Source organism: Christiangramia crocea (assembly GCF_022410465.1).
Lineage (GTDB): Bacteria > Bacteroidota > Bacteroidia > Flavobacteriales > Flavobacteriaceae > Christiangramia > Christiangramia crocea.
In genome coordinates this window covers 61,776-86,857 of the sequence record NZ_JAJSON010000016.1, presented here as the reverse complement: position 1 = coordinate 86,857, position 25,082 = coordinate 61,776, and the positions used below count along the sequence as shown (strand labels likewise).

Genomic DNA, 25,082 nt, shown 5'->3' with positions numbered 1-25,082 from the left:
AGAAAATGTCTGAAGGAATAATCAATCGGGTAGCAGAAAGTAAGCTGGTAACCTTTAACCTGGAAGACTATTATCCTAAAGGTGAACGGATAGTCTTTGACCTGAGTGAGTGGTTATATGAAGGTTTCGTACTGCGTGAAAAGGATTTCAGGGAGCATGCAAAAGAACATGACTGGTCCGGGTATAAAGATCATTATGTGGCCTTGACCTGTTCTACAGATGCGATAGTTCCTGCATGGGCATATATGCTGGTTACAACTTATCTTCATCCTTATGCCAAAAAAGTAGTAATCGGGGATCTTGAGAATCTTGAAAGTCACTTGTATCAGGAGGTAATTGATAAACTTGATGTTTCAGACTTAAAGGACAAACCGGTTATTGTTAAAGGTTGCTCAAATAAACCAGTGCCTAAGAATGCCTATTTATTCATCATAAAAAAACTTCAACCCGTAGTAAAAAGTCTTATGTATGGAGAAGCCTGTTCATCAGTTCCTTTATACAAACAACCAAAAAAACAACCATGAAGAAATTTCTACTCGTTGCTTTCTTCCTCTTATCTGTAGGAATTGTGAAGGCCCAGGATGAAAAAGAAAATGATTCTATACCTCCAAACGGATGGAATACTGAAGGAAATATCCAGCTTCTTTTCAATCAATCTGCGTTTAATAAAGAGTGGACCGGTGGGGGAACTTCCAGCATTGCCGGGAATCTCAATTTTAATTATAAATTCAATTTGCGTAAGGATGATTTTACCTGGGATAATACAATCCTTGGTAATTATGGTCTTACCAAAGTAAAGGGCGATGATTTTGCCAGAAAGACCAGCGACAGGATTGAGCTTAATTCCATTGCCGGAAAACAGATTAAAGAAACCAACTTCTATTATTCCTGGTTTCTGAATTTCAGGACACAGTTCGATAAAGGTTATGAGTTCAGTGAAGATCCCGATACAGGGGGAACAATCCGTACTGAAACCACTCATTTTCTTTCTCCTGCCTATCTGCAAACAGGACCGGGCATTATGTGGAAGAAGAGTGATGATTTCATGATAAATCTCGCTCCGGCTACGGCAAGACTCATAATCGTTGATGATAAATTCACCACTGGTGCAGGTTATGTAGATGGTGATTATTTTGGAGTGGACGCAGGGGAAACCACCAGATTTGAATTTGGAGCTTCTTTAAGTGCGCTGGCAAATTTTGAGTTACTTGAAAATGTGAATATGCAGAATTCTCTGAGCCTTTATTCGAATTATCTTGAAGAACCAGGCAATGTGGATATAGATTATTTGATGAATCTTGAAATGGGGATCAATGATTACCTGTCTGCAAATTTACTGTTCCAGGCTATTTATGATGATAACGCCGTAGGCGCTTTTCAAATAAGAGAAGTTTTCGGGCTTGGAATTAATTACGGATTCTAGAAATACACATATTTAAAATTTCATATGATGCCTGCAAACTTATAAATTTTGCAGGCTTTTGCTTTTCAGTTAAATTTTTGTTGAAGTAGGGAAGGCTGGAGTGCAATAGCTATCTATTGATTACCTTTGTATTTATGATCGAAAAAACCGACTTATCCTTTGAAAGAGCCGTTCTTATAGGTATTGTGACCAGGGAACAGGATGAAGATAAACTTGATGAATATCTGGATGAACTTGAGTTTTTAACCTATACTGCCGGTGGTGAGGTTATCAAACGTTTTACCCAGAAAATGGACGTTCCTAACCCGAAGACCTTCATAGGATCGGGTAAGATGGAAGACGTGCACCAGTTTGTGAAAGAGGAGGAAATAGGTGCAGTGATCTTCGATGATGAACTTTCTCCTGCCCAGCAAAAGAACATAGAAAAGATCCTGAAATGTAAGATCCTGGACAGGACCGGTCTTATCCTTGATATTTTTGCGCAGAGAGCCAAGACCAGTTATGCCAGAACACAGGTAGAGCTGGCTCAGTATGAATATCTTCTCCCAAGACTTGCCGGAATGTGGACCCACCTCGAAAGACAGCGTGGTGGTATTGGAATGCGTGGTCCCGGTGAGACCGAGATCGAGACCGACCGTAGGATAGTTCGTGATAAGATTAGTTTGCTGAAAAAGAAACTGGCTACCATAGATAAGCAAATGGAAGTTCAAAGGGGGAACCGCGGTCAGTTGGTAAGGGTTGCCCTTGTAGGATATACCAATGTGGGTAAATCCACATTAATGAACGTAATAAGTAAAAGCGATGTCTTTGCGGAGAATAAACTTTTTGCAACACTCGATACCACGGTTAGAAAGGTCGTAATACGTAATTTACCGTTCCTGCTAAGTGATACGGTTGGATTTATCAGAAAGCTGCCCACACAGCTTGTAGAATCCTTTAAATCTACCCTTGATGAGGTAAGGGAAGCCGATTTGCTATTGCATGTGGTAGATATTTCCCACCCGAATTTTGAGGAACATATAGATTCTGTGAATCAGATTCTCACTGAAATTGAGGCTATTGGAAAACCTACTTTGATGGTCTTCAATAAAATAGATGCCTATAAACCAGAGAAGCTGGATGAAGATGATTTGATCACTGAAAAAACTTCAGCTCATTATTCCTTAAAAGAATGGAAAAAGACCTGGATGAACAGGCTTGGCGACAATGTGCTTTTCATTTCAGCTTTAAATAAGGAAAATCTCGAGGATTTCCGAAGAAAAGTATACGAAGCCGTAAGGGAGATACACATCACCCGTTTCCCATACAATAACTTCCTGTATCCTGAATACGATAAATACGGAGAGAAAAAGTAGCTTAATAAAGCTTTAACGATATTTGAAGCTATTCTTTTTAAATTTATAAGAATCAAATACTTATAAATCATGAAAAGAATAATCCTATTATTAGTTTTCCTATTTAGTACCGTGATCTATGCCCAGTCACTGGAAGGTTCCTGGAAGCTTATTGAGAAAAATGGAAAAAAGATAGCCGATAAGGAAGTTGTAAGAATCTATCAGGATGGATATTTTGCTGAGGGAGCCAAGAAATTGGGCTCTAATGAATTCTTATGGGCGCTGGGAGGCGAATATGAGATGGGGGATTATACTGAAACTCTGGATTTTGATACCAAGAACCCTGAGACGATTGGAGAAACTCTGGATCCCAAGCTCACTTTTATGGAGGGAAATAATAAGATCGAGATCAATGATGTTACCCAGGATGAAATATGGGAGCGAATTTCAGATAATGAAACTGACCTGAGCGGTAACTGGGTAATCACGGGAAGAAAAAGAGATGGAGAACTGAACCGTATGACGCCCGGGGATAGAAGGACCATCAAGATCCTTGGAGGAGACCGTTTCCAGTGGGTTGCCTTTAATTCAGAGACACGTGAATTCTTTGGTACTGGTGGAGGAACTTATATGGCTAAGGATGGTAAGTATACCGAAAATATTGAATTCTTTTCCAGAGACAATAGCAGGGTAGGAGCCAGTCTTGGTTTTGATTATGAAGTTAAAGACGGAGAGTGGCATCATTCAGGAAAAAGCTCAAAGGGAGACCCCATGTACGAGATCTGGTCACCCTATGATGAAGCTTATAATCCATAAATAAGTAAGAAAAATTTGAACTCTTTAAGGATCAGCTTCACTTGGGGCTGATTTTTTTAGGATTTTATCGAAAAAACTTATAAAACATTGAAAATCAACATGTAAAGTTTTATCTTAATATTCTTAAGACCCTGCAGTTTGTTCAATCTAAACTCTAGGGTTATGTATTTTTATTACAGATTATCTGTCTTTTTTCTTCTTCTTCTTATGGTTTTGTCATGCCAGTCTGAAGATATATCTTCTGAATTAGAAACAGGATCGGAAGTTATAGAAACACCGGTTAATAATACTGAAGAAAATTCTAACCAGACTGATCCTAACACTAAGCCTGCGACAGGCTTTGAAGAATATTTCTATTCAGTGGTTGGTGGAGTACAGTTTAATGCTTATAACCCCGAATTTATTGAAGCATATATAAAGGTCAATCCTAAAAGTGGAGTTACTTCACTTTTTTTCTTCGCTTATCCTGAAAAGGATTCAGATCAGGTGTTTGGTTTTCAACTCTGTTTCTATAATGGAACGGGTGAATATTATACTGGAGATGGCTTGACTAACAGCTGGTGCTATTACTGGGATGATGTAACCGCGTGGTATTCAGATATTAAAATGGATGGAGATCCCGCAATGGGGACTTATACGATTACAAATGTTTCAGATGAGATTATTGAAGGAGAATTTGTGCTTACGGCCTATAATCTAGATGATCACAATTCATTGATTGAAATTTCCGGAAAATTCGGGGCATTTCTTGAAGACCCAATTGAAAATTAAACTTATCAAATTGGAGTGGTAAATTTATAATCCAGTTCATTTATGAGTTTTTCTGAACTTATCTTTTTTCCTATTGATGTTTTGGAATGGTCGAATTCCGGTTTTGGCAATCCTTTTTCTAAGGCGATATTCGAATAATATTCTTCTTTTGATGGATGTTCCGGATAAACCACGTTCCAGACCGAATTGTCCTCTTGTTTTTCCATCAATTTCAGAATAGCCGAAATACAGTCTTCCTGATGAACCAGGTTTATTGGGGAATCCGGATTTTTGATTTTCTTCCTACCCGAAAGATGTTTTATCGGATGTCTTTTATTCCCAATTAAGCCACCAAACCTTAGAATGGAGGCGTCAAAGTTTTCGTTGTTCAAAAAAAGCAGCTCGGTGTTTCGAAGTTGTATGGCAGTATTGTTCGAATTATCGGTTTTATCTTCTTCAGTATACACGGGAAAGTCTTCGGTATCCTCATAGACCGATGTAGAACTTGTAAAAATCACTTTTTGCACATTTGACTTTTCAATATAGGGAATAAGATTCCTGATCTTCTTTACAAAATCGATCTCAGGGTTTTTCCGAAGCCCGGGGGGGATATCCACTATAAGAATACTAACTCCTGAAAGAAAAGAACGAATATCTCCCTGCACGCCCTTTTCGTAAAGTTTTATTGAGTAAGGTATGAGTCCGGCAGTTCTTAATTCTCCCATTCTCTCCATTCTTGTCACCGAACCTTTTACTTGGTGGTTCTTTTCTCTCAATCTTTTTCCCAGCTCCAGTCCAAGCCATCCACATCCCAGTATTGCAATTTTCATCCTAATTTTTTAAGCTTATTATTTTCTTTAAAATTGTGGCATCGTTCAGAACAAATGGCTTTGGGATCATATCTTCCGGCCGCTCCGAAACCTTTAATTCTTTATTTGCTATGAGATCGTATGCCGATTCGTAAAGTACAAATTCTGGTTTGTCTTCTTTACCTATAGTGAATTCAATTCTCAGGGTATCCTGGTTAGCGGCATAATAGGTGAGTAATCTTTCCTTCCAACGTCTTTTGAATATATGAAATGCATTCTCCCCAAGATAAATTTCCCCGGCTTCAAGTTGGTTGACCCGGAAATCCTTAAAATCTACATCCTTTATTTCATATAAATCTATTCGGTTAATGGGTCTATTTGGTGCTATCTTCAGCGAGTATTTTTGATTTTGAAGACTGTCTTTACCTTGCTTTTCAAGAATTATTCCGGGTTCGGGAATGGGGATTAGAGGTGCCTCATTCCTGAATTTGAAGCCACTTCGATATTTACTACTAAAATTCGGCTCAGTAGAAGATTTCACAACAGGATCCTCACCAAAAAAGTCTGCGGTCCATTCATCTATAAGCTGATCGTAAGAATACCATGTAGCAGCGTTTTTATCGAGGTCTTTCAAATAAACCAGACTGTTCGGCTTAGGACGTTCTGTATTGAAATCTGAATAGAAATGGGCAGTAAAAACGAGAATATTAAAAATCAGAAAGCAAAGCACAGCAAAAGGCCTGAGTTTCCTAAAATAGGTGAAGACAGGGATAAACAAAGAGAATAATAAACAAACCAGGATAGCGGTTACAAAAAGCATTTTCAATCCTAATGCCACCGGCAGGCTCCAGATAAAGGGCAGGAGTAAAAATATGGCCGGAGCCGATAATAATGCCATTAGGAGACGGTTCGGCTTCTTCTGCCTTATCATTACAAACAACTGTAGCAATCCGAAGTAAACCGGGATAATGAAATAGGAAGCTCCCTTCAAATATACGGCGATAAGCGCGCAAAGGAACAGCCAGAGGAATAGGGGAGCTATAAAAACAGAGGCTCCTTTTACTTTTTTTCTAAAAACATGATAAAGTAAAAAGCTTATTGAAAGCGCCAGAAAAATGGAAACCCCAATGTACCAGTACCCGTTATAGGTAAAGCCCTGTTCCATTTCGGAATATTCAGGATAAATATACAGGCAGAATTGCCAGAAGGCCCACATTAACAAACCTGAAATCGCAAGGTTCAGGATTAGTGGAAGGAAGCCAAGCAAAATTGCTTTCAGTTTAAGTCTTTCTCTTTTGAAACCATAGACGATAAGTCCCAGGAAAATGATAATTGCCAGGACCACCATTGGCATGATCCAGTCAAATGGATACGTAAAAAACTCTCCGAATGGCAGACTCAAATAAATGAGGTCTCTGTCGCTCGAGAGATTGTTAAGATCATGATTGCTAAAGTAACTAAGAAGAGGCATCAAATAACTCCCCTGATGAGCCAGGGTTTCCATATCCAGGTTTTCGGGAATATCGTTAGCTGTATGATAATCATAATGATCGTCTATAAAAGCAAAATTATAGCCATTGATATCGGCTTTTTCACTCAATACGGTAAGGTCTGTATCGTTTGGAAGCATTTTATAGATACTATAGGCAAGGGAATTAGTGACTGGATAATCAGGGTCTGCTTCTTTAAAAGCCTCGATCAGCCTGGCATTCTTTCCATTGGTTTCCAATAGCATAAATGGGTTGCCTCCGCTCCCGCGGGCTTCAAAGTTCAGTGCCAGTTTTGCATCTTTGGCCCAGGGATGATCCTCGATAAACAAAGCAGCTCCATTGAGACCTAATTCTTCAGCATCGGTAAAAAGCAGGATAATATCATTCCTGTGTGTGGAATTTTTTGCCATGAAAGCCCTTATTCCCTCCAGAATGGTAGCAACCCCGCTACCTGCATCACTGGCGCCAAACGAAGAGTGAGTAGCACTGTCGTAATGGCTCATTAGCACCAGGGCATCTCCTTCTCCTGTACCTTCCATTCGTGCAAGGATATTTTGAGGTTTTGCCAGTACACCTGTCGCGTTAAGGTTATACCCCTCCTGCGTTTGAACTTCAAGACCCATTTTCTGTAGTTGCTCTACGATATAATTTCTAACCTTGCTATGGGCAGGACTGCCAAGGTAATGCGGTTCTTCAGCAATAGCCTTTACATGTTCAAAGGCGCGGGAAGTGGAAAAATGGGTTTGAGAAATATTTTTATCGGGTTCAAAGTCTGGCTGATCGAAATTGAAATTTAACCAAACCAGAATAATGATAAGTAGGAAGGCGAATAAGCCGGTAAACTTGTTATTCATGCAATTAGATTCAGAGTCTTAAAGTTAACCAAGTTTTTTGATTATTCCGGTTATCAAAATTAGCAGACTAAGCATAAACTAAAAATTAGTATATTTAAGTAATTAAGAATAAAAAGCTTGAAAAAATGGGAATAAAGAGTTTCACAGGAAAAAGGGCAGAGCCGGAGAAGCCTGCTGAAGTGCCAATTTCAGTAAAGGATTATATGACTTCAGACCTGGTTACCTTCAGGGAAAATGAGAATATTATGGATGTTATGGAAAAGCTTATCAAACATGGTATTTCCGGAGGCTGCGTGGTGAATGAAAGGCATGAATTGCTTGGAATAATCTCTGAAGGAGACTGCATGAAACAGATCTCAGACAGTCGCTATTATAATATGCCTATGACTGATCTTACCGCAGGAAAACGAATGAATTGTAAGGTGGAGACTATCGATGGTAATATGAACGTTCTTGATGCCGCTAAAAAATTCATCGAATTGAAGTTCCGTCGATTCCCAATTGTGGAAAATGGAAAGCTTATAGGGCAGATAAGTCAGAGAGATGTTCTGAAGGCCGCATTGCTGCTCAAGGGTCAGAACTGGCATTAATTTATTTTTTACCAATATATGCCCAGGCAATAATTCCTGATTGCAGTTTGAGCTTTTCACGGAAATAAGAGTTCCCTTCATAGCTGTCTGCCATGGATAACTCTTCTTCCTTTAGCCGTAATACCATACCCTTTACTGTACTTTTCTCTTTTTTGGAGGGTCTTATTGCGGGGTAGAAATTGCCCGAGGAATTGTCCGGTATTCTGATGCTGTATTTTTCATAGCCGGCTAACAGGTCTTCCCGGCCTTTTATTCGTCTCCCAAAAATGTTTTGCCGAATCTTCTCATCCCGAAGAGTTCCATAAACAAAAAGGTTTTCCATGGTTCTGTGGTTAATTTCTTTTCACCAGCGCATAAAAATCATGGTCAAGCTTAAGATATCCCTGATCATATACAAAGTAATACTGGTTACCAGTTTTGGTGGTGTAGATACTGGTAAAATGTTCAAAATCGAAACCTTTTGAAAGCAGCTTGCTTTTAGGCACTGAGGTTTTACCTGTTGGATTTAGTTCTTCCAGGATACGGTGATTACGACGAAGTAGATTATTGATATTCCTAACCAGATTGGAGGTTTCCTTGTTAGCTTTATTGTGGTGGGAATTGCGGCAGTAGTCGCTACAGAATTTTTTATCGGTTCTGCCTCTTATTTTTTCACCGCATTCCAGACAGGTTTTTTCCATTTCTAAATATAAATAAAAAATGGAATTATGCCGCTGAAAACCAGTATGGAGGAGTTATTCGGTTACCTGTATGTTGATGGTAATCAATTCTGTAGTAGAAGATCTAAAATTAAATTCGTAGACTCCTGTAGATTCTGGGGTGAATTCATAGGTTTTAGTATCTTCTATTATTGCCTGACCGCAGGTACAGCCAAAGTAATCAACCAGTACTTCAATGATCTTTCCTTCTTCGGTTGAACTTTCCTTAAATTTCGCAAAGCTGCCACAGGTGTTTTTCATAGAGAATGTGACATCTATAGATACTACCTCGCCAACTTTTGCCGTTTCGGGAGCCTCCACTTCATTGATAACGGCTACCTCGCCGGTAATACAATCTACTTCTACATCATCGTCATTACAGGAAGCATTTAGCAGTGTAAATAGAATGGCAAATAATAAGTTTATGTAGGCTCTCATTTTTATTTTCATTTTAACCGGGTTTACAATCTTTTTCCTCTGCCTGTTACTAAGATGGCTTAAATGGTTAATGGTTGCGTGCAGATTCCTAATTGGTATAGGCATAATCTCTTTCTACCTTTGCGATTCTTATCTTATAAGCTCTGTACCAATGCTTTCTCCCAGTTTCCTGAGCTATGAGATGTTCAGAATTTTCTTTCCAGTTTTTGATGCTTTCCAGGTCTTTCCAGTAAGAAATGCTGATGCCCAGTTCTTCCCTGGCTGATTCGAATCCTAAATAACCCGGTTGCTCTTTAGCCAGTTCTTCCATTTTCATTGCCATTTCTTCATAGCCCGAATCATTTTCTTTTTTTACTGAAGTGAAGATCACTACATAATAAGGAGGTCTGGGGGTTTTTGCGATCATTTTTTATAGAATAAGAAGCTTATTAATCTTGGTGTTTCCTGCTGGTCTTTATCAAACCATTCGTTGAGTTGCTGAAGCTTAAAGCCAGCCCTGATTGCTGCCGTTGTGAATTCAGAAATGTGGTGGGTATAGGTTTGCAGTTCTATCTTTTTATCCTGATTTTCAAACCTGGCTTTGGTTCCTTTATATTGCTTAAAAGGATGTAATTCTGAGACAAAGAAGTATCCACCAGGTTCCAAGCTTGAGAAAGCCCGCTGAAAGATGAAATCCAGGTTTTCTATATGTTCCAGGATTAGGTTACAGGTAACGAGATCATATTTTTCCGAGGTCCATACCCAGCTTTTTGTTATATCAGCCCTTTGAAACCTTACATCAGGACTGCTGAACTTTTCTCTGGCGATTTTAAGCATTTTCTCAGAAAAATCTACGGCAAGGATCTTCTCTGCCCGATGTAGAAGCCATTCGGTATTCTTTCCCGTGCCACAGCCCAGTTCAAGCACCTTATTGAAAGGTATATCCCTAAGGACATTTTGTGTTGCAAGTTTGTCCAGGTCTCTTGTCCGGTTCTTATTCGTATCATACTGGGCAGACCATTCATCATATGCTTTTTCAATGCTCATATCCTGAAAATATTCAGGAATGAATTTAAGGAATATGTAGGAATTAATTCTTTGGCCTGCCCAATTTTAGGCACATTAATCGTTTACAAACGCTTACAAACGCAAGTAAACGTAAACAAATACTTTTTATACGAATACGGCCGGAGCTCTGTATCACATTTGTCCTGTTGAAATGAACGAATGATTTTCAACTGCAATAAATTCTATAGTTATGAGCACTTTAAGAAACACAGTACAATTGATCGGACACGTAGGTAATGAGCCTGAGATCGTAAACCTTGAATCTGGAAAGAAACTGGCAAAATTTTCAATCGCCACCAATGAGAGCTATAAAAACTCCAAAGGAGAGAAGATCACAGATACACAATGGCACAATATCGTGGCCTGGGGTAAGACCGCTGAACTTGTTGAGAATTATGTTCCAAAAGGAAAGGAAGTCGGGATCGAAGGAAAACTAACCAGCAGGAGTTATGAGGATAAGGACGGGAATAAAAGATATATTACCGAGGTCGTTTGTAATGAGCTGCTACTATTGGGTAAGTAATGGATGTTGTGGTTGGAAAAGAACACTCTGGTATGGCCGGAGTGTTCTTTTTATTTTTAACAACCATTAATGATTAGAAGCTTTGCCGACTCCTGACGGGATCCGGATATCTTCCACAATATTTTGGACTTCTTCTGGAGGAGGTGAAGTAAGTCTTGAAACAACAACCGCGATGATGATATTTAAACTCATGGCAATGACACCGAATCCTTCGGGAGAAGTTCCAAACCACCATTCGGATTCAGGACGTGGATCTATTCCGTAAAATCCGGTTTTAAATCTAATCATATAGAAGAGCATCAAGCTAATTCCAACGACCATTCCACTAATAGCTCCCTCTTTGTTCATTCTCTTGTCGAATATTCCCAGAACAATGGCAGGAAAAAATGAAGCCGCAGCAAGTCCGAATGCCAAGGCTACTACTGCCGCCACAAAACCTGGAGGATAGATGCCAAATAAGCCTGCTACTAATACTGCTAGAAGTATACTGATACGTGCTGCCAGGAGCTCCTGATTGTCTGTGATATTAGGTTTTAATTGCTTTTTTAATAGATCATGAGAAATAGAGGTGGAAATAACCAGGAGTAAACCTGCTGCCGTAGATAAAGCAGCTGCAAGTCCACCTGCCGCTACAAGGGCAATTACCCAGTTAGGTAAATTGGCAATTTCTGGATTAGCTAGCACCATGATATCCCGGTCAACATATAATTCGTTTTTAGCTGATGAGGGATTAGAGATCACTCTTTCTCCATATGCGCCCCTGGCTTCTGTAAATTCGGGTGTACCATCCACTGCTTCAGAATTCGCATACTGAATTTTTCCGTCATTATTTTTATCGGTCCAGGAAATAAGACCGGTGTTTTCCCAGTTCTTGAACCAGGGCGGAAGGCTTGTATACGCTTTGTTTTGTACTGTTTCGATTAAATTGGTTCTTGCAAATACCGAAACGGCAGGGGCGGTAGTATATAAAACAGCTATCAGCAAAAGGGCATACCCGGCAGATTTACGTGCATCCCTGACTTTTGGAACTGTGAAAAACCTTACTATCACATGAGGTAAGCCTGAGGTTCCGGCCATAAGTGCCAGGGTAATTGCAAAAACATCCCAGGTAGATTTAGATCCATCGGTATATTCTTTAAAACCTAATTGAGTATGAAGGTTATCCAGTTTATCCAGTAAAAAAGTTCCATCCGGTAATTTTTCACCCATTCCAATTTGCGGGATGGGATTTCCTGTCATCTGAATGGAAATAAAAATGGCGGGCACCATAAAGGCAAAAATCAGAACGCAGTATTGTGCGACCTGTGTATAGGTAATCCCCTTCATTCCGCCTAATAAGGCAAAAACCAGAACTACCACCATACCTATTATAACCCCATAGGTGATCTCTACCTGAAGGAACTGAGAGAAAACAATTCCTACTCCTCGCATCTGTCCGGCCACATAAGTAAAAGAAACTATGAGGGCACAGATGATGGCCACTGTTCTTGCGGCATTAGAATAATAGCGATCTCCAATGAAATCGGGAACCGTAAATTTTCCAAATTTCCTAAGATAAGGAGCCAGGAGAAGGGCCAGTAAGACATACCCCCCGGTCCAGCCCATGAGATATACCGATCCGTCGTAGCCAATAAAGGAAATAATCCCGGCCATGGAAATAAAAGAGGCAGCACTCATCCAGTCGGCTGCGGTGGCCATACCATTGGCAATGGGGGAAACCCCGCTTCCTGCTACATAAAAATCTTTTGTTGAAGAGGCTCTTGCCCAGATGGCTATTCCAAAATAAAGCGCAAAGCTTAATCCAACCAGGATCCAGGTCCATATTTGTACATCCATAAAATGGGGCTTAACAGGTAAATTATTTATTCACTATATCCATGCTTTTTATCCAGTTTGTTCATAAGGCGGATATATATAAAAATCAAACTCACAAAAACATAGATAGAACCCTGCTGTGCAAACCAGAAGCCGAGTTTAAACCCGCCAAGGCGAAATTGGTTTAGAAAATCCTTGAACAGGATACCTGCTCCAAAAGAAACAGCAAACCAGACAGAAAGAAGAATCAGGAGATATTTGAGATTTGCTCTCCAATAGGCCCTGGCATTTGATCTGGATTTCATCCGTAAAAAATAAATGTAGTTTTTACGAATATAATAGTAATATTATTAAAAAATTAAAATTATATATAATTCAATCTAAAAATAGTGAAAAATCCTAGAAATAGATATCCTGGGCAAGTCGGTAAGTATTTGCATGAGCTTCAATAATAAGTCGGATATCTTTGGAATATCCGCCCCCCATGCTACATTCAACTGGAATACCAAGTTCATGACAGGTTTGAAGTACGAATTTATCGCGTTCCTTACACCCGGAAATTGTACATGAAAGCCTTCCAAGTTTATCGGTCTCCAGAATATCTACCCCGCACAGGTAGAAAATAAAATCGGGCTGAACCTCCTCTATCAGGTTTGGGAGTACGGACTTTAGTTTATTCAGGTAAGCATCGTCACTGGTCCCGTCTTCAAGCTCTATATCCAGATCAGAACTTTCCTTTTTGAATGGGTAATTTCCTTTCCCGTGCATCGAAAATGTGAATACGGAAGGATCATTCTGAAATATCTCTGCCGTTCCATTTCCCTGATGAACGTCCAGGTCTACAATAAGGATTTGTTTTGCCAGTTTTTGATTTTGAAGATATCTGGCTCCTATGGCCTGGTCATTCAAAAGGCAGAAAGCCTCGGCACTGTTGGTATAGGCATGATGCGTTCCACCGGCAATATTCATAGCTATTCCATATTCAAGAGCATAATGACAGGATTTGATGGTTCCGTCTGCGATTATTAGTTCGCGTTCTACTAACTCCTGGGACAGCGGGAAGCCGGATTTACGGATCTCTTTTCTATCCAGTTTTAAAGCTTTCAGCCTTTCAAAATAGTCTTTTTCGTGAGCAAAGAGTATATAATCCTCTTCAGGGAAGCCGGGTTCAAAGAAATTGTTTTTATCACAGGTTCCCTCATGCAATAGCTGTTTTGGTAATAGCTCATATTTTTCCATCGGGAACCGATGCCCCTCCGGGAGGGGATGTTTATAAATAGGATGATAGGCGATCTTTAGCATGAAGCCTGAAACCTCACAGGTTTAAAAACCCGTGAGGCTTACTCTTAATTTATAGTAGTACCATTATTCACATTCGCTTCGTCGGGATTCACAAATACCAGTTTTCCCTCTGCATTTTCCGTCATCAGGATCATACCTTCACTTTCCACTCCGCGTAGTTTCCTTGGAGCAAGGTTAACCAGAACGGTAACTTTTTTGCCAATAATATCTTCAGCTTTAAAATGCTCTGCAATTCCTGAAACAATCGTTCTTTGATCCAGCCCTGTGTCTACCTTAAGAACCATTAATTTCTTGGTTTTGGGCATTTTTTTGGCTTCGATTATCGTCCCGACGCGCATGTCCATTTTAGTGAAATCTTCAAAACTTGCGGTCTCTTTCTGAGGTTCGGCCTTTTGGTTTTCCATTTCGTTTGCGGTTTTCGTCGCCTTCAGTTTTTCGAGTTGATGTTCTATTTGTTGATCATCTATTTTGCTGAAAAGTAATTCGCCTTTTCCAATCTGATGACCCGCTTCTATCAGAGCCTCTTTTGTTCCAATAATATCCCATTCCGGAGTAGCTCCTGAAGCTTCTTCCGTTTGGTTGAGCATTCTCTTTAGCTTTTCCGAAGTGAACGGAAGGAAGGGTTCGCTTATGATTGAAAGTGCTGAAGCTATCTGAAGCGCCACATACATAATGGTTTTAACTCTTTCTTGATCGGTCTTGATCAGTTTCCAGGGTTCCTCATCGGCCAGGTATTTATTCCCTAATCGGGCAAGATTCATTAATTCTCCCTGGGCTTCTCTAAAACGATATTTTTCTATAGAGCTGGCAATCACTGATGGATACGCCTTCAGCTCTTCGATGGTTTTTCTATCTACTTCTGAATATTCTCCCGGCTGGGGAACTATTCCATTGTAATACTTGTTAGTAAGTACAACTACCCGGTTAATGAAATTGCCAAAAATGGCAACCAGTTCATTATTGTTTCTCGCCTGGAAATCCTTCCAGGTGAAATCGTTGTCCTTGGTTTCAGGAGCATTAGCAGTTAGAACATATCTCAAAACGTCCTGCTGTTCAGGGAAGTCCTCAAGATATTCATGTAGCCATACTGCCCAGTTCTTTGAAGTGGAAAGCTTTTTGCCTTCCAGGTTCAAAAATTCATTGGCGGGGACGTTTTCAGGTAGGATATAATCTCCATGAGCTTTGAGCATCACCGGGAAAATGATACAGTGAAATACGATATTGTCTTTCCCTATAAAATGTATAAGCTTGGTGTTCTCATCTTTCCAGTAAGGCTCCCAGTCTTTACCTTCTCTGGCCGCCCATTCTTTGGTTGATGAAATGTAACCTATAGGAGCATCAAACCATACATAAAGAACTTTTCCTTCGCCTCCTTCAACAGGAACAGGAATACCCCAATCCAGGTCTCTGGTAACAGCTCTTGGTCTGAGTCCGTCATCTATCCAGCTTTTCACCTGGCCATAAACATTACTTTTCCAGTCGGCTTTATGCCCTTTAAGTATCCACTCTTTAAGCCAGTCTTCATACTGATCTAAAGGAAGAAACCAGTGTCTGGTCTCTTTCAAAGTTGGAACAGCTCCGGTTAATGTTGATTTCGGATTTATCAGGTCGGTGGCATTAAGAGAAGTTCCGCAGCTTTCACACTGGTCTCCATATGCTTCTTCATTTCCACATTTCGGGCATGTCCCGGTCACGAAACGATCTGCCAGGAACTGACCAGCCTCTGCGTCATATAACTGTTTGGTAGTTTCTTCAATAAATTTACCATCTTCAAACATCTTTTTGAAGAAAGCAGAAGCGGTTTCATGGTGAGTTTTTCCTGAAGTACGTGAGTAATTGTCAAAACTAACCCCAAATTCCTCAAAAGATTTCTTGATGATCGCATCGTATTTATCAACTACATCCTGAGGGCTCACCCCTTCCTTTTTAGCTTTGATGGTAATTGGTACTCCGTGCTCATCACTCCCACAAACAAAAGCCACATCATGCCCCTGCATTCGCAGAAAACGGGAATAGATGTCTGCCGGTACATATACACCGGCCAAATGTCCAATATGTATAGGCCCGTTGGTGTAAGGTAAGGCCGCCGTGATCGTAAATCTCTGAGGATTTTTGTTCATTATTCTGTCTACTTTTTAAGAGCCGTAAAGTTAAGCAAAGGTGTGCTAATACGCGTTAAATTCTTGCAAAAGGCAAAAGCTATGAACAATAACTTTCTACTTTTACCTAAAACCTAATCGAGATGCGTAAGATTCTTATCATATCTGCAATAATTTTACTGGCAGGGTGTAATAGTGCAAAAAAAGGAACTTCCGGGAGTACTGCCAAGTATACTATAGAAAATCTTAGGAAAATGGATGCCCAGGATATTGAAAGGAATTATCCTGATGCAAATATTAAGGAGGGAACCGACCTTTTTGAAGAAGGAACAGATGAAAGGCCTTATACTATTCTCTATCCGGGTACTCCCGATGAATTGCATATCACCTGGCAGGATGAGGCGCGAAGCAGGATCCATGATCTTCGTTATGCCAGCAATGGAAAATGGAAATCTGAAACTGGTGTGAAAATTGGTACCAGCTATGACGAACTTACCAGACTTAATGCTAAGCCTGTTTCCTTCTACGGATTCGGTTGGGATTACAGCGGGGCTGTTGTGTGGAACGACGGGAAACTGGAAAATAGCGGCCTGCGGGTTTTCCTTGCTCCGCAGAATGAGCACGAAAATAAATTCTACGGGGATCATATTATTGAAGCTACCCCTGAAGAGATAGAAGCGCTGGACCTGGAAGTGACTTCTATTATGATTAATTACGCTATTTAAACAAAAAGATCGAGATCTATGGCAGAGCATAATAAACTTGGAAAGAAAGGCGAGAACCTTGCTGCCGAATATCTTATGCTAAAAGAATATGAGATCCTGGAGCGAAATTACCGTTATCAGAAAGCTGAAATAGATATTATTGCGAAAAGAGGTAACCTTCTCATAGCGGCTGAGGTCAAAACCAGAAGCACACCCGAATTTGGCAATCCCCAGGATTTTGTAAAACCTAAACAGATCAAACAGCTGGTGAAGGCGATGAATCATTTTGTGGAAGAAAAGGAACTGGATGTAGATGTACGTTTTGATATTATTGGGATCGTAAAGAACAAGGCAGGAACAAGGATTGAACACATTCAGGATGCTTTTTTATATTTTTAGAGGAGGATAGGAATAGTCTGTACTGAGCGTAGTCTAGGAGTTGGGGATGACAAATATTAGAAATTAAAGGTGTGTCAGGTCGAGGGAAGGATAGACTCAATAAAGAATAAAAAAGACCGGCTATTAATAACCGGCCTTTTTTTTTAAATATCAATTTTATTCTTCTTTACCAGATCCTTACTCTTTCTTCAGGCTTTACATACATTGGATCTCCTTCTTCGATAAGAAAGGCATCATACCAGGCATCGATATTTTGAAGAGGCACATAGGCTCTGTACATTCCAGGAGAATGAGGATCGGTCTTGATCCTATTCTTAAGTGCTTCATCCCTCATTTTAGTTCTCCATACGGTAGCCCATGAAAGGAAGAATCTTTGCTCCGGTGTGAATCCGTCAATTTTTCCAGGGTTTCCGTGTTCTGCAAGGTGTATCTGTAGTCCGTCATAAGCAGCATTCACTCCGCCAAGATCACCTATGTTCTCCCCAAGGGTGAACTTTCCGTTGATATAGATGCTATCAAGTACTTCTATATTGCTGTACATTTCGGCAAGATCTCCTCCAAGATCTTCAAACTGCTCAAGATCTTCGTCTGTCCACCAGTTGTTGAGGTTCCCTTCGGCATCGAAACGAGCCCCGCTATCATCAAACCCGTGCGAGATCTCATGACCAATAACAGCTCCGATTCCACCATAATTTACGGCAGCATCGGCCTTGTAGTCATAGAACGGAGGCTGCAGGATAGCTGCCGGAAATACGATCTCATTAAAGCTTGGGTTATAGTATGCATTCACCGTTTGCGGTGGCATATACCATTCGGTTTTGTCAACCGGTTGTCCAAGGTCGGCAAGATTTTCAGATACTCTCCATTTTTGAGCATTCAGCATATTCTGAAAATATGAACCTCCCTCTTCAGGTGCTTTCACTTCAAGATCACTGTAATCTTTCCATTTATCAGGATATCCCACTTTAACTGTAAAGGTGCTTAATTTTTCCTGGGCTTTTTTCTTTGTGTCCTCGCTCATCCAGCTAAGATCATTTATCCTTTTTTCGTAGGCCTTTACAATATTAGCGATCATTTCTCGGGCTTTTTGCTTGGCCTCTGCCGGAAAATGTTCTTCTACATAAAGTTTTCCAAGAGCTTCACCTATGGTGTGATTTACTGTAGCTAAAGCTCTTTCCTTTCTTGGACGTTGTTCCTGTGCTCCCTGAAGGGTTTTGTCATAGAACTCCCAGTTCTTGTATTCAAGCTCGGTGGTTAGAGCCGGAGCCGCATCATTAAAAAGGTTCCATTTAAGATATGATTTCCAGTCCTCTACCGAATTTTCAGCGATAATATCCTGAAGAGCCTTCATGTATTCTGGCTGGGAAACAATTATCGTATCCAGATCTTTGGCACCTATTCCTTCAAAATATTCGTTCCATTGCATCGATGGAACGGTGTTTTGCAGTTCTGCCACCGTCATTGGGTTATAGGTTTTTCTCGCATCCCTTCTGTCTACCTTGTCAAGCTGAGGTTCTGCAAGGCTGGTCTCAAAATCAAGGATGGTTTCAGCTTCCTTTTCGGCTTCTTCTTCAGAATAGTCAAGATACTGAAGCATCTCAGCGATATATGTCTTATACTTCTCTCTTTTTTCCTTTGAATCTGAATCATCAGCTACATAATAATCCCTGTCTGGTAAACCTAACCCGGAGGGATATAGATATGCGGCGTTCATATTACTGTTTTTTCTGTCTGCACGAACACCAAATCCAAAGAAGCCGGCGCTTCCATATTCGTTCATTTCAACGAGGAAGTTCTGGAGGTCTTCTTTGGTCTCGATAGCATCGATTTTTTTCAGGTAAGGTTTTACCGGCTCAATTCCCTGCTGGTTACGTGTCACTGTATCCATGATGCTTTTATAAAGGAATACTGCTTTTGCCTGATCACTTGAGGCATTAAGACTATCGCTTTTTGAAGCACCTTCAAGAAGAGCCAAAGCATCTTCATCGGTTCTCTGCCTTAACTCCTGAAAACTTCCCCAGGTTGTTCTGTCACTGGGGATTTCAGTAGAATCTAACCAAGTACCGTTAACATATCTGAAAAAGTCTTCCTGAGGACTTGTAGTTGTGTCCATATAGGCCAGATTGATGCCATGCACCTCTTCTTTTTCAATTTTCTTATCATCATCGCCACAGGCAGATAAAAGCCCCAATCCGACAAGGGATAAGATCACTAAACTATTTATTTTCTTCATTTTTTTAATTATATAAGTTTAAAAACTCGCTTGCTAATTTATTAAAAGAACTCAAATGAAAAACAAATTATTCATCTTCCAGATCATACTGCAGATCCTTTCCTTTCATTACTGCCGGTACGCCCTGAGTCATCCAAACTGGTGCGGGTTCGTCCTTTAAATAATGGTCGAAGAACTGCATCATTCTTATTGAAAGATCCTGGCGATTCTTCATCTTTCGAAGGTTATGGGCCTCGTTATTGTATACCAGAAGCCAGGCTGGTTTGTTCAGCCTTCTCATTCCCATGAACATTTCAATGCCCTGGTAATATGGAACGGCGCCATCTTCATCGTTATGCATCATCAAGAGCGGGGTCTCAATTTCGGGAATTCCAAATAGCGGTGAATTCTCCAGGTAAAGGTCAAGGCCTTCCCATAGATTCTTTCCTATACGACTCTGGGTCTTCTCGTACTGGAAGGCACGACTGAGCCCGCTTCCCCATCTTATTCCTCCATAGGCCGAGGTCATGTTACTAACCGGCGCACCAGCCATAGCCGCTGCGAATTTATCGGTTTTGGTCACCAGGTAAGCGACCTGGTAACCTCCCCAGCTCTGGCCTTGTATAGCCATATTCTCTGGATCTATATACCCAAGTTCTTCAACCGCTTCAACACCCGAAACTATACAGTTATACGCACTTTCACCAGGTTTTCCCTCAGTATAGATAATATCGGGCACAAATACCACATAATCGTTGCTCACGAGGTAAGACATGTTTACTATAGAGGCGCTGGGTTGAGGTGAATAGTAATTGTTCAGATTGTCACTTCTTTTTTCATAGAAATACGTGATCAATGGGTATTGTTTATCCGGGTCAAAATTATCGGGTTTATAGATAATTCCTTCCAGCTCTGTCCCATCGTAAGCTTTCCAGCTGAATGCTTCTGAAGTTCCCCATTTAAAATCTTTTTGCTGCGGGTTCGCATTGGTAAGCTTGATAGAATTTCCTGTTCTCCCTTCATAAAGATAAAGATCCGGATAGGTTGTAAAGTTCTCCTTTCTGTAAAGGAGGCTGTTAGCATCTTCGGCAAGAAGATAGCCGTACAGGATCATTCCTTCGGGATCTAAAATGGCCTCTTTTTTACCATTTTTCGGATTCAATAAGAAAAGACTTTCGGTTTTGTCTTTCTTATCAAAGGCATTTATTAGCAGTCGGTTCTTAAAATAAGAAGCTTCATCCCTGTTTTCCGGGTTAAGACGCAGGCTTCTGTATACAATTTTATTCTCTCTTCCATTCTCTGTGATGTTTTCAGGCTGTGAGCTTTTATCAAGATCTGCCATCCAGATATCATACTGGTCGAAAAGAAGTGCTTTTCCATCCTCAGTAAAACCTCCATTACCGTATGCCCAGGGCGCTGCAGGAACATCATTTTCCACATCGTAGAAAGGAACTTCAAGGCCAGCTGTAAGATTTCTCTTTTCGTTTTTTTCCAGATTAAGTACCCACCAGTCCTGACTTTCGGTGTCGAAGTAAATGGCATATTTTCCATCAGGAGAGAGTTCGGGCCTGGCTGCAGTTTCCTTTAAGGCCAGTCTTTTTTCTCCTGTTTCCGTGTCAACTATATAAAAATCCCTGAGCCACGGGTATCGCCAGGAACGGGATACGTCATAAGGAGAAGTTGTATAACCCAGAACATATCTTTGTTCAGCATCTTTGTCAAGATCTATATATTCAAGTTTATCATCGTGAAGGGGAACCACCTTTTTGGTTTCGGTATTTAAATAGGAAAGATATGCTTTGTTCTCCAGTTCTTTCAGATTTACCTTCTGTTCCGGTTGTATTAGTTTGTCTTTGTAGGTCCACACGTCTACATCAGGAATTTCTTCTTCCAGTAAAGTAGTGTCTATATCGAAGTTTCTTGATGGCCTGGAATAATAATAAAGCCTTTTTCCATTTTCTGAAAAGAATGGCGCCTGGGCGGCACTCAATTCCCAGTTTTTTCGAAGATTTTTTCCAAGCGTATCAGTAACCTGGCTGAGTTTCCCTTCCTGGAGATGAAAAAGTTCAAACTTAAGGCTGTCGGTTTCAATGGAATCTCTGGCCGAAACATATGCCATTTGATCTCCATGTTTGCTCACAGATAGTTTCTCATAGGCAAATCTGCCGGTATCGATTACTTGCTGCGAATGGTTTCTCAGGTCGAATTCAAAGACTCCGATATCTCCTTTTTTCTCACCTTTTGTTTTAGAGAAGTAGAGAGCTGGCTCATTTTCAGCAATTTTGAATTCCTTGATCTGGAAAATAGTGTCTGAATTTCCTGACTTCAGGTCGTAAACCAGCGCATAGTCTGCTTCCAGGGCAAGATTTTTATCTGCTTTCAGAGAATCTTTTGACTTCTCCTCAAGTTTTGCAGAGTCTTTTTCTTTTTCGGGTTTTAAGTCCTTTAATTTTTCGATCAATACCCACCCGGAATATTCTTCAGGTGCCTTAAAACTTTTTACCCTGGCTATACTGTCAGTTAATACGTGGGCTTTTATATCAAAAATGAAAAAATCATCTTTAGACTGTTTCTCCTTTTTTACATCTTCCTTTTTCTCCTGGCGGGTAACTTCATAATCAGGTTTTCGCAGGAAGAATACATGCTCCTCATTGGCAGAGATGTTGGCCCGGTACCCATTATGGAACTGGGCGCTTTTCCCAGTCTTTTTATTGAAAATCTTCAGGTAGCCATCCCCACGACCTGTGGTAGTGGTCACTTCGGTTACTATCAGATCTCCTGAACCGGATATTTGAGGATTCTGGATCATTTTCCATAAGTCATAATCTTCGTGAGTAAGAACTTTTTTTTCCTGTGATAATCCTGAGATAGAAATTATTAAAAACAGTAGTAGGGCAATACGTGTATGCATATTGTTCAGTTTGGTTTATAAGTTTGATAAGAAAACAGGGAAAAGGTTTAATTGTCGCGAAGCCTGGAGATAAGTTCTTCCTCAAATTCCTTTTTCAGAAGGGTTATTTCGTCCACATTTTCGTTGGGAATGGTGATTGAAAGTACATAATGCTGAACTTTCCATTTTCCGTTTTCCTTGACCATTACCCCGGAACCACGACAAATCCCCATATGGGTATCAAGTAGTTCATCGAACCAGGCGAATCTTCGGTTCTCTATATGATACACATTCCGTTCTATAGCCTTAAAACTCCAGGCTTTGCCTGAATCAAAGTATGGGCGGGAGAATTCTTTGAACTCCTGCAGATTCCAGTTTTCGGTAGGATCTGTTCCAATGAAAACTGCATCATCGGTCATAAGATTAAAATAATCTTTAAAATTCGCTTTGGCAGCAGCTTTATGCCAGGCATCAAGATTTTTGATGATGTTCCGTTTGGTGGAAAGTATATTTTGCTCGGTATTTTTAACCTGTGCATTCATAGCTGGAAACAGAAACAATCCAGTTAAGAAAAGACTTATTAGAGCTATTTTCTTCATTGATTGGAAATTTGCATTAAGTTACAATTTTTAAAGCTTGGTTAAAAGTCGTTAGATGTAGAGTCCTGCTCTTTTTCCTGTTGTTCAAATTCATCCAGTTCCTTTTCAAAATCCTCCAGGCTTTTCAGGAAAATTTCATTCATCTGTAACTTAAGATTATTAAATTCCTGATGTAATTCTTTTGTTGTTTTTGTGATCACTTCCGCATCGGGTTCCTGTTTGCCTGCATATTGTTTTAATAGCTGGGCTTTTGTACTCACTACATTTAGTCTGGCCTCTACAGGAACCGATCTTAAACTGTCTGGTGCCGAATTCTTTAATGATTCCATGATCTGGGCAATGGCCCCGGCATTATTCATCACCTCATTTACGGTAGAATTGTTGAGGTTCTCTATTTCATTCTGGGCAGTGATAAATTCTACCCATCCCAGTGCATAATCCCTGGCTTCGGGTCTCAGGCTAAGGTCGCGATCATCGATCGTTATTTTTGCCTGGAATGCCGTGGTGTCTACAGCTTCCTCGGCCGAATTTTCCGCATCCTGTTCTGTTTTACAACAAACAAATGCAAGAATAGATATGAAAAGGATGAATTTCTTCATAATTTGAATCGCTATCTTACAAAGTTATTGATATTTTACCGTAATTCCGGGAGAAAAATGCATTGAAGAATCCTTAAAAAGTAATGCTATTAAAATACTTATATTACGATTTCCTCTATATAATTAAATATATTTGCAAAAAATATAATCTATGGTCGGAAGGATTTTGATCATTGGTGCCTGTGGACAGATAGGTACCGAGCTTACTTTGAAGTTGAGGGAGATTCACGGGAACGATGAGGTTGTTGCCAGTGATATACGCGAAGGTGCCAAAGAATTAATGCAATCGGGGCCTTTTGAAATATTGAATGCTACCGATGAATCTCGAATTAAGGAGGTTATTGAAAAACACGAAATAAAAGAGGTTTACCTTATGGCGGCCATGCTTAGCGCAACGGCTGAAAAGGCTCCTATGAAGGCCTGGGACCTTAATATGGACTCTCTATTTCATATTCTTAATCTTGGGAAGGAAGGAAAAATAGAGAAGATTTTCTGGCCTTCCAGCATAGCAGTTTTTGGGCCTACAACGCCAAAAGACAATACCCCGCAAACCACTATCATGGAACCTACCACGGTTTATGGAATAAGTAAACAAACCGGGGAAAGATGGTGCGAGTATTTTCACAGGAAATTCGGAGTAGACGTGCGCAGTATAAGGTATCCCGGAATAATCAGTTATAAAACCCTGCCGGGAGGCGGAACCACAGATTATGCCATCGAGATATTTCACGAGGCTTTAAAGAATTCAGAATATACCAGTTTCCTTGCCAGTGATGCAGCCCTTCCCATGATGTACATGGATGATGCAATAAAGGCTACTATAGATATCATGGAAGCACCGGCTGAAAATATAAAAATAAGATCTTCTTATAATCTAGGAGCGATAAGTTTTACTCCTGAAATCCTGGCCCGGGAGATAGGCAAACATATTGATAATTTTAAGATCTCCTATAAACCCGATTTCAGACAAAGCATTGCCGAATCATGGCCTTCCAGTATAGACGACTCTGCGGCCAGAGAAGACTGGGGTTGGAAGTATGAGTTCGATCTGGAGAAGATGACAAAGACTATGCTTAAGGGCGTAGAAGATACACTGAAAGAAAATGCCAATAAATAAGAAAAGCCGCTTTTTAGCGGCTTTTTTACTTCGTACTCAGAAAAAATATGTTATTCGATCACGCGTACTTCAGTAGCGTTCACTCCTTTTCTTCCTTCTGTTTCTTCGTATTCAACTCTGTCACCTTCCTGGATTGTTTCACCATTCAGGCCGGTTACGTGTACAAAGATGTCTCTTTTGGTTTCGTCGTTGGTAATGAATCCATAACCTTTAGATTCATTGAAAAATTTAACTGTGCCTTGCATAAAAAATAATAATTAATAAAGAACAAACATAATAGATAAAAATTTAGAATTGGTTGAAAATCAGAATTTTTTGTGATTTTTTTATGTTAAGATTTCTAATCGATCCCGCGATCCCGCATCTTTTTCATGTTCTCTTCAGATAGTGTATAGTCTTTTAGTCTTTTGCCTTTCCATCGCACATAAAGGAAGACTGGCATTAGAATAAAGGCACTTACAAGTACAGAAATTCCTATGATCCTGTCGCCGGTTAACACCTCACCAGTGAGTCGAAAATAAAAACCAACAGCGATGGCTATAAGGATGAGAATTCCTAATATTTTCATAAATAA

27 protein-coding genes are annotated in these 25,082 nt (G+C 40.2%); 10 read left to right on the top strand and 17 right to left on the bottom strand.

What is annotated here, in order from left to right; genetic code table 11:
* The first annotated feature begins 5 nt into the window (after window positions 1–5).
* The 5 genes from LU635_RS06365 (at window position 6) to LU635_RS06345 (ending at window position 4,344) form a co-directional block, all read left to right on the top strand.
* Entirely contained in the window at window positions 6–524 is a 519-nt protein-coding gene (locus tag LU635_RS06365) for a DUF2480 family protein (RefSeq protein ID WP_240097337.1), read from the top strand.
* Window positions 521–1,423, top strand: coding sequence for a DUF3078 domain-containing protein (locus tag LU635_RS06360; protein ID WP_240097336.1), 903 nt, complete (start codon window positions 521–523; stop codon window positions 1,421–1,423). The genes LU635_RS06365 and LU635_RS06360 overlap by 4 nt, the downstream gene beginning before the upstream one ends.
* Before the next feature lie 134 nt (window positions 1,424–1,557).
* Window positions 1,558–2,778: a GTPase HflX gene (gene hflX, locus LU635_RS06355; RefSeq protein WP_240097334.1), complete on the top strand. Its 1,221-nt coding sequence runs from the start codon at window positions 1,558–1,560 to the stop codon at window positions 2,776–2,778.
* Window positions 2,779–2,847: 69 nt separating this feature from the next.
* Window positions 2,848–3,573 (top strand): hypothetical protein, encoded by a 726-nt coding sequence (locus LU635_RS06350; RefSeq protein WP_240097332.1) that lies wholly within the window; start codon window positions 2,848–2,850, stop codon window positions 3,571–3,573.
* A 162-nt stretch (window positions 3,574–3,735) separates the two neighbouring features.
* Window positions 3,736–4,344: a hypothetical protein gene (locus LU635_RS06345; RefSeq protein WP_240097330.1), complete on the top strand. Its 609-nt coding sequence runs from the start codon at window positions 3,736–3,738 to the stop codon at window positions 4,342–4,344.
* A gap of 5 nt (window positions 4,345–4,349) precedes the next feature.
* On the opposite strand, the gene LU635_RS06340 is transcribed toward LU635_RS06345, so the two are convergent.
* Together LU635_RS06340 and LU635_RS06335 are read right to left on the bottom strand one after the other, a co-directional pair.
* Window positions 4,350–5,153, bottom strand: coding sequence for an NAD(P)H-binding protein (locus tag LU635_RS06340; RefSeq protein WP_240097328.1), 804 nt, complete (start codon window positions 5,151–5,153; stop codon window positions 4,350–4,352).
* A 1-nt stretch (window position 5,154) separates the two neighbouring features.
* Complete coding sequence (locus tag LU635_RS06335) at window positions 5,155–7,476, bottom strand: M20/M25/M40 family metallo-hydrolase (RefSeq protein ID WP_240097326.1); 2,322 nt, start codon at window positions 7,474–7,476, stop codon at window positions 5,155–5,157.
* A gap of 125 nt (window positions 7,477–7,601) precedes the next feature.
* Between LU635_RS06335 and LU635_RS06330 the strand changes: the two genes are divergently transcribed.
* Entirely contained in the window at window positions 7,602–8,066 is a 465-nt protein-coding gene (locus tag LU635_RS06330) for a CBS domain-containing protein (protein ID WP_240097324.1), read from the top strand.
* A gap of 1 nt (window position 8,067) precedes the next feature.
* Here the strand turns inward: LU635_RS06330 and LU635_RS06325 are convergent, their stop codons facing one another.
* The 5 genes from LU635_RS06325 to LU635_RS06305 form a co-directional block, all read right to left on the bottom strand.
* A complete protein-coding gene (locus LU635_RS06325; protein ID WP_240097322.1) occupies window positions 8,068–8,388 on the bottom strand; it encodes a gamma-glutamylcyclotransferase family protein in 321 nt (106 codons plus the stop codon).
* Window positions 8,389–8,398: 10 nt separating this feature from the next.
* Window positions 8,399–8,746 (bottom strand): hypothetical protein, encoded by a 348-nt coding sequence (locus LU635_RS06320; RefSeq protein WP_240097320.1) that lies wholly within the window; start codon window positions 8,744–8,746, stop codon window positions 8,399–8,401.
* A 54-nt stretch (window positions 8,747–8,800) separates the two neighbouring features.
* Window positions 8,801–9,214, bottom strand: a complete 414-nt coding sequence (locus LU635_RS06315; RefSeq protein ID WP_240097317.1) for a hypothetical protein — start codon at window positions 9,212–9,214, stop codon at window positions 8,801–8,803.
* Between the two features lie 76 nt (window positions 9,215–9,290).
* Window positions 9,291–9,608: an antibiotic biosynthesis monooxygenase family protein gene (locus LU635_RS06310; RefSeq protein WP_240097315.1), complete on the bottom strand. Its 318-nt coding sequence runs from the start codon at window positions 9,606–9,608 to the stop codon at window positions 9,291–9,293.
* Window positions 9,605–10,228: a class I SAM-dependent DNA methyltransferase gene (locus LU635_RS06305; RefSeq protein WP_240097313.1), complete on the bottom strand. Its 624-nt coding sequence runs from the start codon at window positions 10,226–10,228 to the stop codon at window positions 9,605–9,607. Before LU635_RS06305 ends, LU635_RS06310 begins: the two co-directional genes overlap by 4 nt.
* Before the next feature lie 211 nt (window positions 10,229–10,439).
* On the opposite strand from LU635_RS06305, the gene LU635_RS06300 reads away from it, so the two are divergent.
* Window positions 10,440–10,772, top strand: coding sequence for a single-stranded DNA-binding protein (locus LU635_RS06300; protein ID WP_240097312.1), 333 nt, complete (start codon window positions 10,440–10,442; stop codon window positions 10,770–10,772).
* Window positions 10,773–10,838: 66 nt separating this feature from the next.
* Here LU635_RS06300 and LU635_RS06295 read toward each other — a convergent pair whose 3' ends face one another.
* The 4 genes from LU635_RS06295 to metG all read right to left on the bottom strand — a co-directional run bounded on the left by LU635_RS06295 (window position 10,839) and on the right by metG (window position 16,009).
* A complete protein-coding gene (locus tag LU635_RS06295) occupies window positions 10,839–12,608 on the bottom strand; it encodes a sodium:solute symporter family protein (protein WP_240097309.1) in 1,770 nt (589 codons plus the stop codon).
* A gap of 26 nt (window positions 12,609–12,634) precedes the next feature.
* The gene (locus tag LU635_RS06290) at window positions 12,635–12,892 is read right to left on the bottom strand and encodes a DUF4212 domain-containing protein (RefSeq protein WP_240097307.1); all 258 of its coding nucleotides are present in this window, start codon (window positions 12,890–12,892) and stop codon (window positions 12,635–12,637) included.
* 94 nt (window positions 12,893–12,986) lie between these two features.
* Complete coding sequence (locus LU635_RS06285) at window positions 12,987–13,889, bottom strand: histone deacetylase family protein (RefSeq protein ID WP_240097305.1); 903 nt, start codon at window positions 13,887–13,889, stop codon at window positions 12,987–12,989.
* Window positions 13,890–13,933: 44 nt separating this feature from the next.
* Window positions 13,934–16,009 (bottom strand): methionine--tRNA ligase, encoded by a 2,076-nt coding sequence (gene metG / locus LU635_RS06280; RefSeq protein ID WP_240097303.1) that lies wholly within the window; start codon window positions 16,007–16,009, stop codon window positions 13,934–13,936.
* 122 nt (window positions 16,010–16,131) lie between these two features.
* On the opposite strand from metG, the gene LU635_RS06275 reads away from it, so the two are divergent.
* Both LU635_RS06275 and LU635_RS06270 read left to right on the top strand, forming a co-directional pair.
* Window positions 16,132–16,713: a hypothetical protein gene (locus LU635_RS06275; RefSeq protein ID WP_240097301.1), complete on the top strand. Its 582-nt coding sequence runs from the start codon at window positions 16,132–16,134 to the stop codon at window positions 16,711–16,713.
* A gap of 18 nt (window positions 16,714–16,731) precedes the next feature.
* On the top strand, window positions 16,732–17,091 hold the full coding sequence (locus LU635_RS06270; RefSeq protein ID WP_240097299.1) for a YraN family protein: 360 nt from the start codon (window positions 16,732–16,734) through the stop codon (window positions 17,089–17,091).
* 166 nt (window positions 17,092–17,257) lie between these two features.
* Here LU635_RS06270 and LU635_RS06265 read toward each other — a convergent pair whose 3' ends face one another.
* From LU635_RS06265 to LU635_RS06250, 4 genes are all read right to left on the bottom strand, one after another.
* Entirely contained in the window at window positions 17,258–19,324 is a 2,067-nt protein-coding gene (locus LU635_RS06265) for a M13 family metallopeptidase (protein WP_240097297.1), read from the bottom strand.
* A 67-nt stretch (window positions 19,325–19,391) separates the two neighbouring features.
* On the bottom strand, window positions 19,392–22,214 hold the full coding sequence (locus tag LU635_RS06260; protein ID WP_240097294.1) for a S9 family peptidase: 2,823 nt from the start codon (window positions 22,212–22,214) through the stop codon (window positions 19,392–19,394).
* Window positions 22,215–22,261: 47 nt separating this feature from the next.
* On the bottom strand, window positions 22,262–22,792 hold the full coding sequence (locus tag LU635_RS06255; protein ID WP_240097292.1) for a nuclear transport factor 2 family protein: 531 nt from the start codon (window positions 22,790–22,792) through the stop codon (window positions 22,262–22,264).
* A 41-nt stretch (window positions 22,793–22,833) separates the two neighbouring features.
* On the bottom strand, window positions 22,834–23,391 hold the full coding sequence (locus LU635_RS06250; protein WP_240097290.1) for a hypothetical protein: 558 nt from the start codon (window positions 23,389–23,391) through the stop codon (window positions 22,834–22,836).
* Between the two features lie 151 nt (window positions 23,392–23,542).
* Between LU635_RS06250 and LU635_RS06245 the strand changes: the two genes are divergently transcribed.
* Window positions 23,543–24,508 carry an NAD-dependent epimerase/dehydratase family protein gene (locus tag LU635_RS06245; RefSeq protein ID WP_240097288.1) on the top strand — a complete coding sequence of 322 codons (966 nt, stop codon included), beginning with the start codon at window positions 23,543–23,545 and terminating at the stop codon, window positions 24,506–24,508.
* Between the two features lie 50 nt (window positions 24,509–24,558).
* Here the strand turns inward: LU635_RS06245 and LU635_RS06240 are convergent, their stop codons facing one another.
* On the bottom strand, window positions 24,559–24,753 hold the full coding sequence (locus LU635_RS06240) for a cold-shock protein (protein WP_131397137.1): 195 nt from the start codon (window positions 24,751–24,753) through the stop codon (window positions 24,559–24,561).
* Window positions 24,754–24,848: 95 nt separating this feature from the next.
* Complete coding sequence (locus LU635_RS06235) at window positions 24,849–25,076, bottom strand: hypothetical protein (RefSeq protein WP_240097286.1); 228 nt, start codon at window positions 25,074–25,076, stop codon at window positions 24,849–24,851.
* Between the last annotated feature and the right edge of the window lie 6 nt (window positions 25,077–25,082).

Excerpts from the sequence above, each read along its gene's own strand:
- LU635_RS06365 (WP_240097337.1), top strand. The coding sequence starts at position 6 with ATGTCTGAAGGAATAATCAATCGGGTAGCAGAAAGTAAGCTGGTAACC.
- LU635_RS06360 (WP_240097336.1), top strand. The coding sequence starts at position 521 with ATGAAGAAATTTCTACTCGTTGCTTTCTTCCTCTTATCTGTAGGAATT.
- hflX (WP_240097334.1), top strand. The coding sequence starts at position 1,558 with ATGATCGAAAAAACCGACTTATCCTTTGAAAGAGCCGTTCTTATAGGT.
- LU635_RS06350 (WP_240097332.1), top strand. The coding sequence starts at position 2,848 with ATGAAAAGAATAATCCTATTATTAGTTTTCCTATTTAGTACCGTGATC.
- LU635_RS06345 (WP_240097330.1), top strand. The coding sequence starts at position 3,736 with ATGTATTTTTATTACAGATTATCTGTCTTTTTTCTTCTTCTTCTTATG.
- LU635_RS06340 (WP_240097328.1), bottom strand. The coding sequence starts at position 5,153 with ATGAAAATTGCAATACTGGGATGTGGATGGCTTGGACTGGAGCTGGGA.
- LU635_RS06335 (WP_240097326.1), bottom strand. The coding sequence starts at position 7,476 with ATGAATAACAAGTTTACCGGCTTATTCGCCTTCCTACTTATCATTATT.
- LU635_RS06330 (WP_240097324.1), top strand. The coding sequence starts at position 7,602 with ATGGGAATAAAGAGTTTCACAGGAAAAAGGGCAGAGCCGGAGAAGCCT.
- LU635_RS06325 (WP_240097322.1), bottom strand. The coding sequence starts at position 8,388 with ATGGAAAACCTTTTTGTTTATGGAACTCTTCGGGATGAGAAGATTCGG.
- LU635_RS06320 (WP_240097320.1), bottom strand. The coding sequence starts at position 8,746 with ATGGAAAAAACCTGTCTGGAATGCGGTGAAAAAATAAGAGGCAGAACC.
- LU635_RS06315 (WP_240097317.1), bottom strand. The coding sequence starts at position 9,214 with ATGAAAATAAAAATGAGAGCCTACATAAACTTATTATTTGCCATTCTA.
- LU635_RS06310 (WP_240097315.1), bottom strand. The coding sequence starts at position 9,608 with ATGATCGCAAAAACCCCCAGACCTCCTTATTATGTAGTGATCTTCACT.
- LU635_RS06305 (WP_240097313.1), bottom strand. The coding sequence starts at position 10,228 with ATGAGCATTGAAAAAGCATATGATGAATGGTCTGCCCAGTATGATACG.
- LU635_RS06300 (WP_240097312.1), top strand. The coding sequence starts at position 10,440 with ATGAGCACTTTAAGAAACACAGTACAATTGATCGGACACGTAGGTAAT.
- LU635_RS06295 (WP_240097309.1), bottom strand. The coding sequence starts at position 12,608 with ATGGATGTACAAATATGGACCTGGATCCTGGTTGGATTAAGCTTTGCG.
- LU635_RS06290 (WP_240097307.1), bottom strand. The coding sequence starts at position 12,892 with ATGAAATCCAGATCAAATGCCAGGGCCTATTGGAGAGCAAATCTCAAA.
- LU635_RS06285 (WP_240097305.1), bottom strand. The coding sequence starts at position 13,889 with ATGCTAAAGATCGCCTATCATCCTATTTATAAACATCCCCTCCCGGAG.
- metG (WP_240097303.1), bottom strand. The coding sequence starts at position 16,009 with ATGAACAAAAATCCTCAGAGATTTACGATCACGGCGGCCTTACCTTAC.
- LU635_RS06275 (WP_240097301.1), top strand. The coding sequence starts at position 16,132 with ATGCGTAAGATTCTTATCATATCTGCAATAATTTTACTGGCAGGGTGT.
- LU635_RS06270 (WP_240097299.1), top strand. The coding sequence starts at position 16,732 with ATGGCAGAGCATAATAAACTTGGAAAGAAAGGCGAGAACCTTGCTGCC.
- LU635_RS06265 (WP_240097297.1), bottom strand. The coding sequence starts at position 19,324 with ATGAAGAAAATAAATAGTTTAGTGATCTTATCCCTTGTCGGATTGGGG.
- LU635_RS06260 (WP_240097294.1), bottom strand. The coding sequence starts at position 22,214 with ATGCATACACGTATTGCCCTACTACTGTTTTTAATAATTTCTATCTCA.
- LU635_RS06255 (WP_240097292.1), bottom strand. The coding sequence starts at position 22,792 with ATGAAGAAAATAGCTCTAATAAGTCTTTTCTTAACTGGATTGTTTCTG.
- LU635_RS06250 (WP_240097290.1), bottom strand. The coding sequence starts at position 23,391 with ATGAAGAAATTCATCCTTTTCATATCTATTCTTGCATTTGTTTGTTGT.
- LU635_RS06245 (WP_240097288.1), top strand. The coding sequence starts at position 23,543 with ATGGTCGGAAGGATTTTGATCATTGGTGCCTGTGGACAGATAGGTACC.
- LU635_RS06240 (WP_131397137.1), bottom strand. The coding sequence starts at position 24,753 with ATGCAAGGCACAGTTAAATTTTTCAATGAATCTAAAGGTTATGGATTC.
- LU635_RS06235 (WP_240097286.1), bottom strand. The coding sequence starts at position 25,076 with ATGAAAATATTAGGAATTCTCATCCTTATAGCCATCGCTGTTGGTTTT.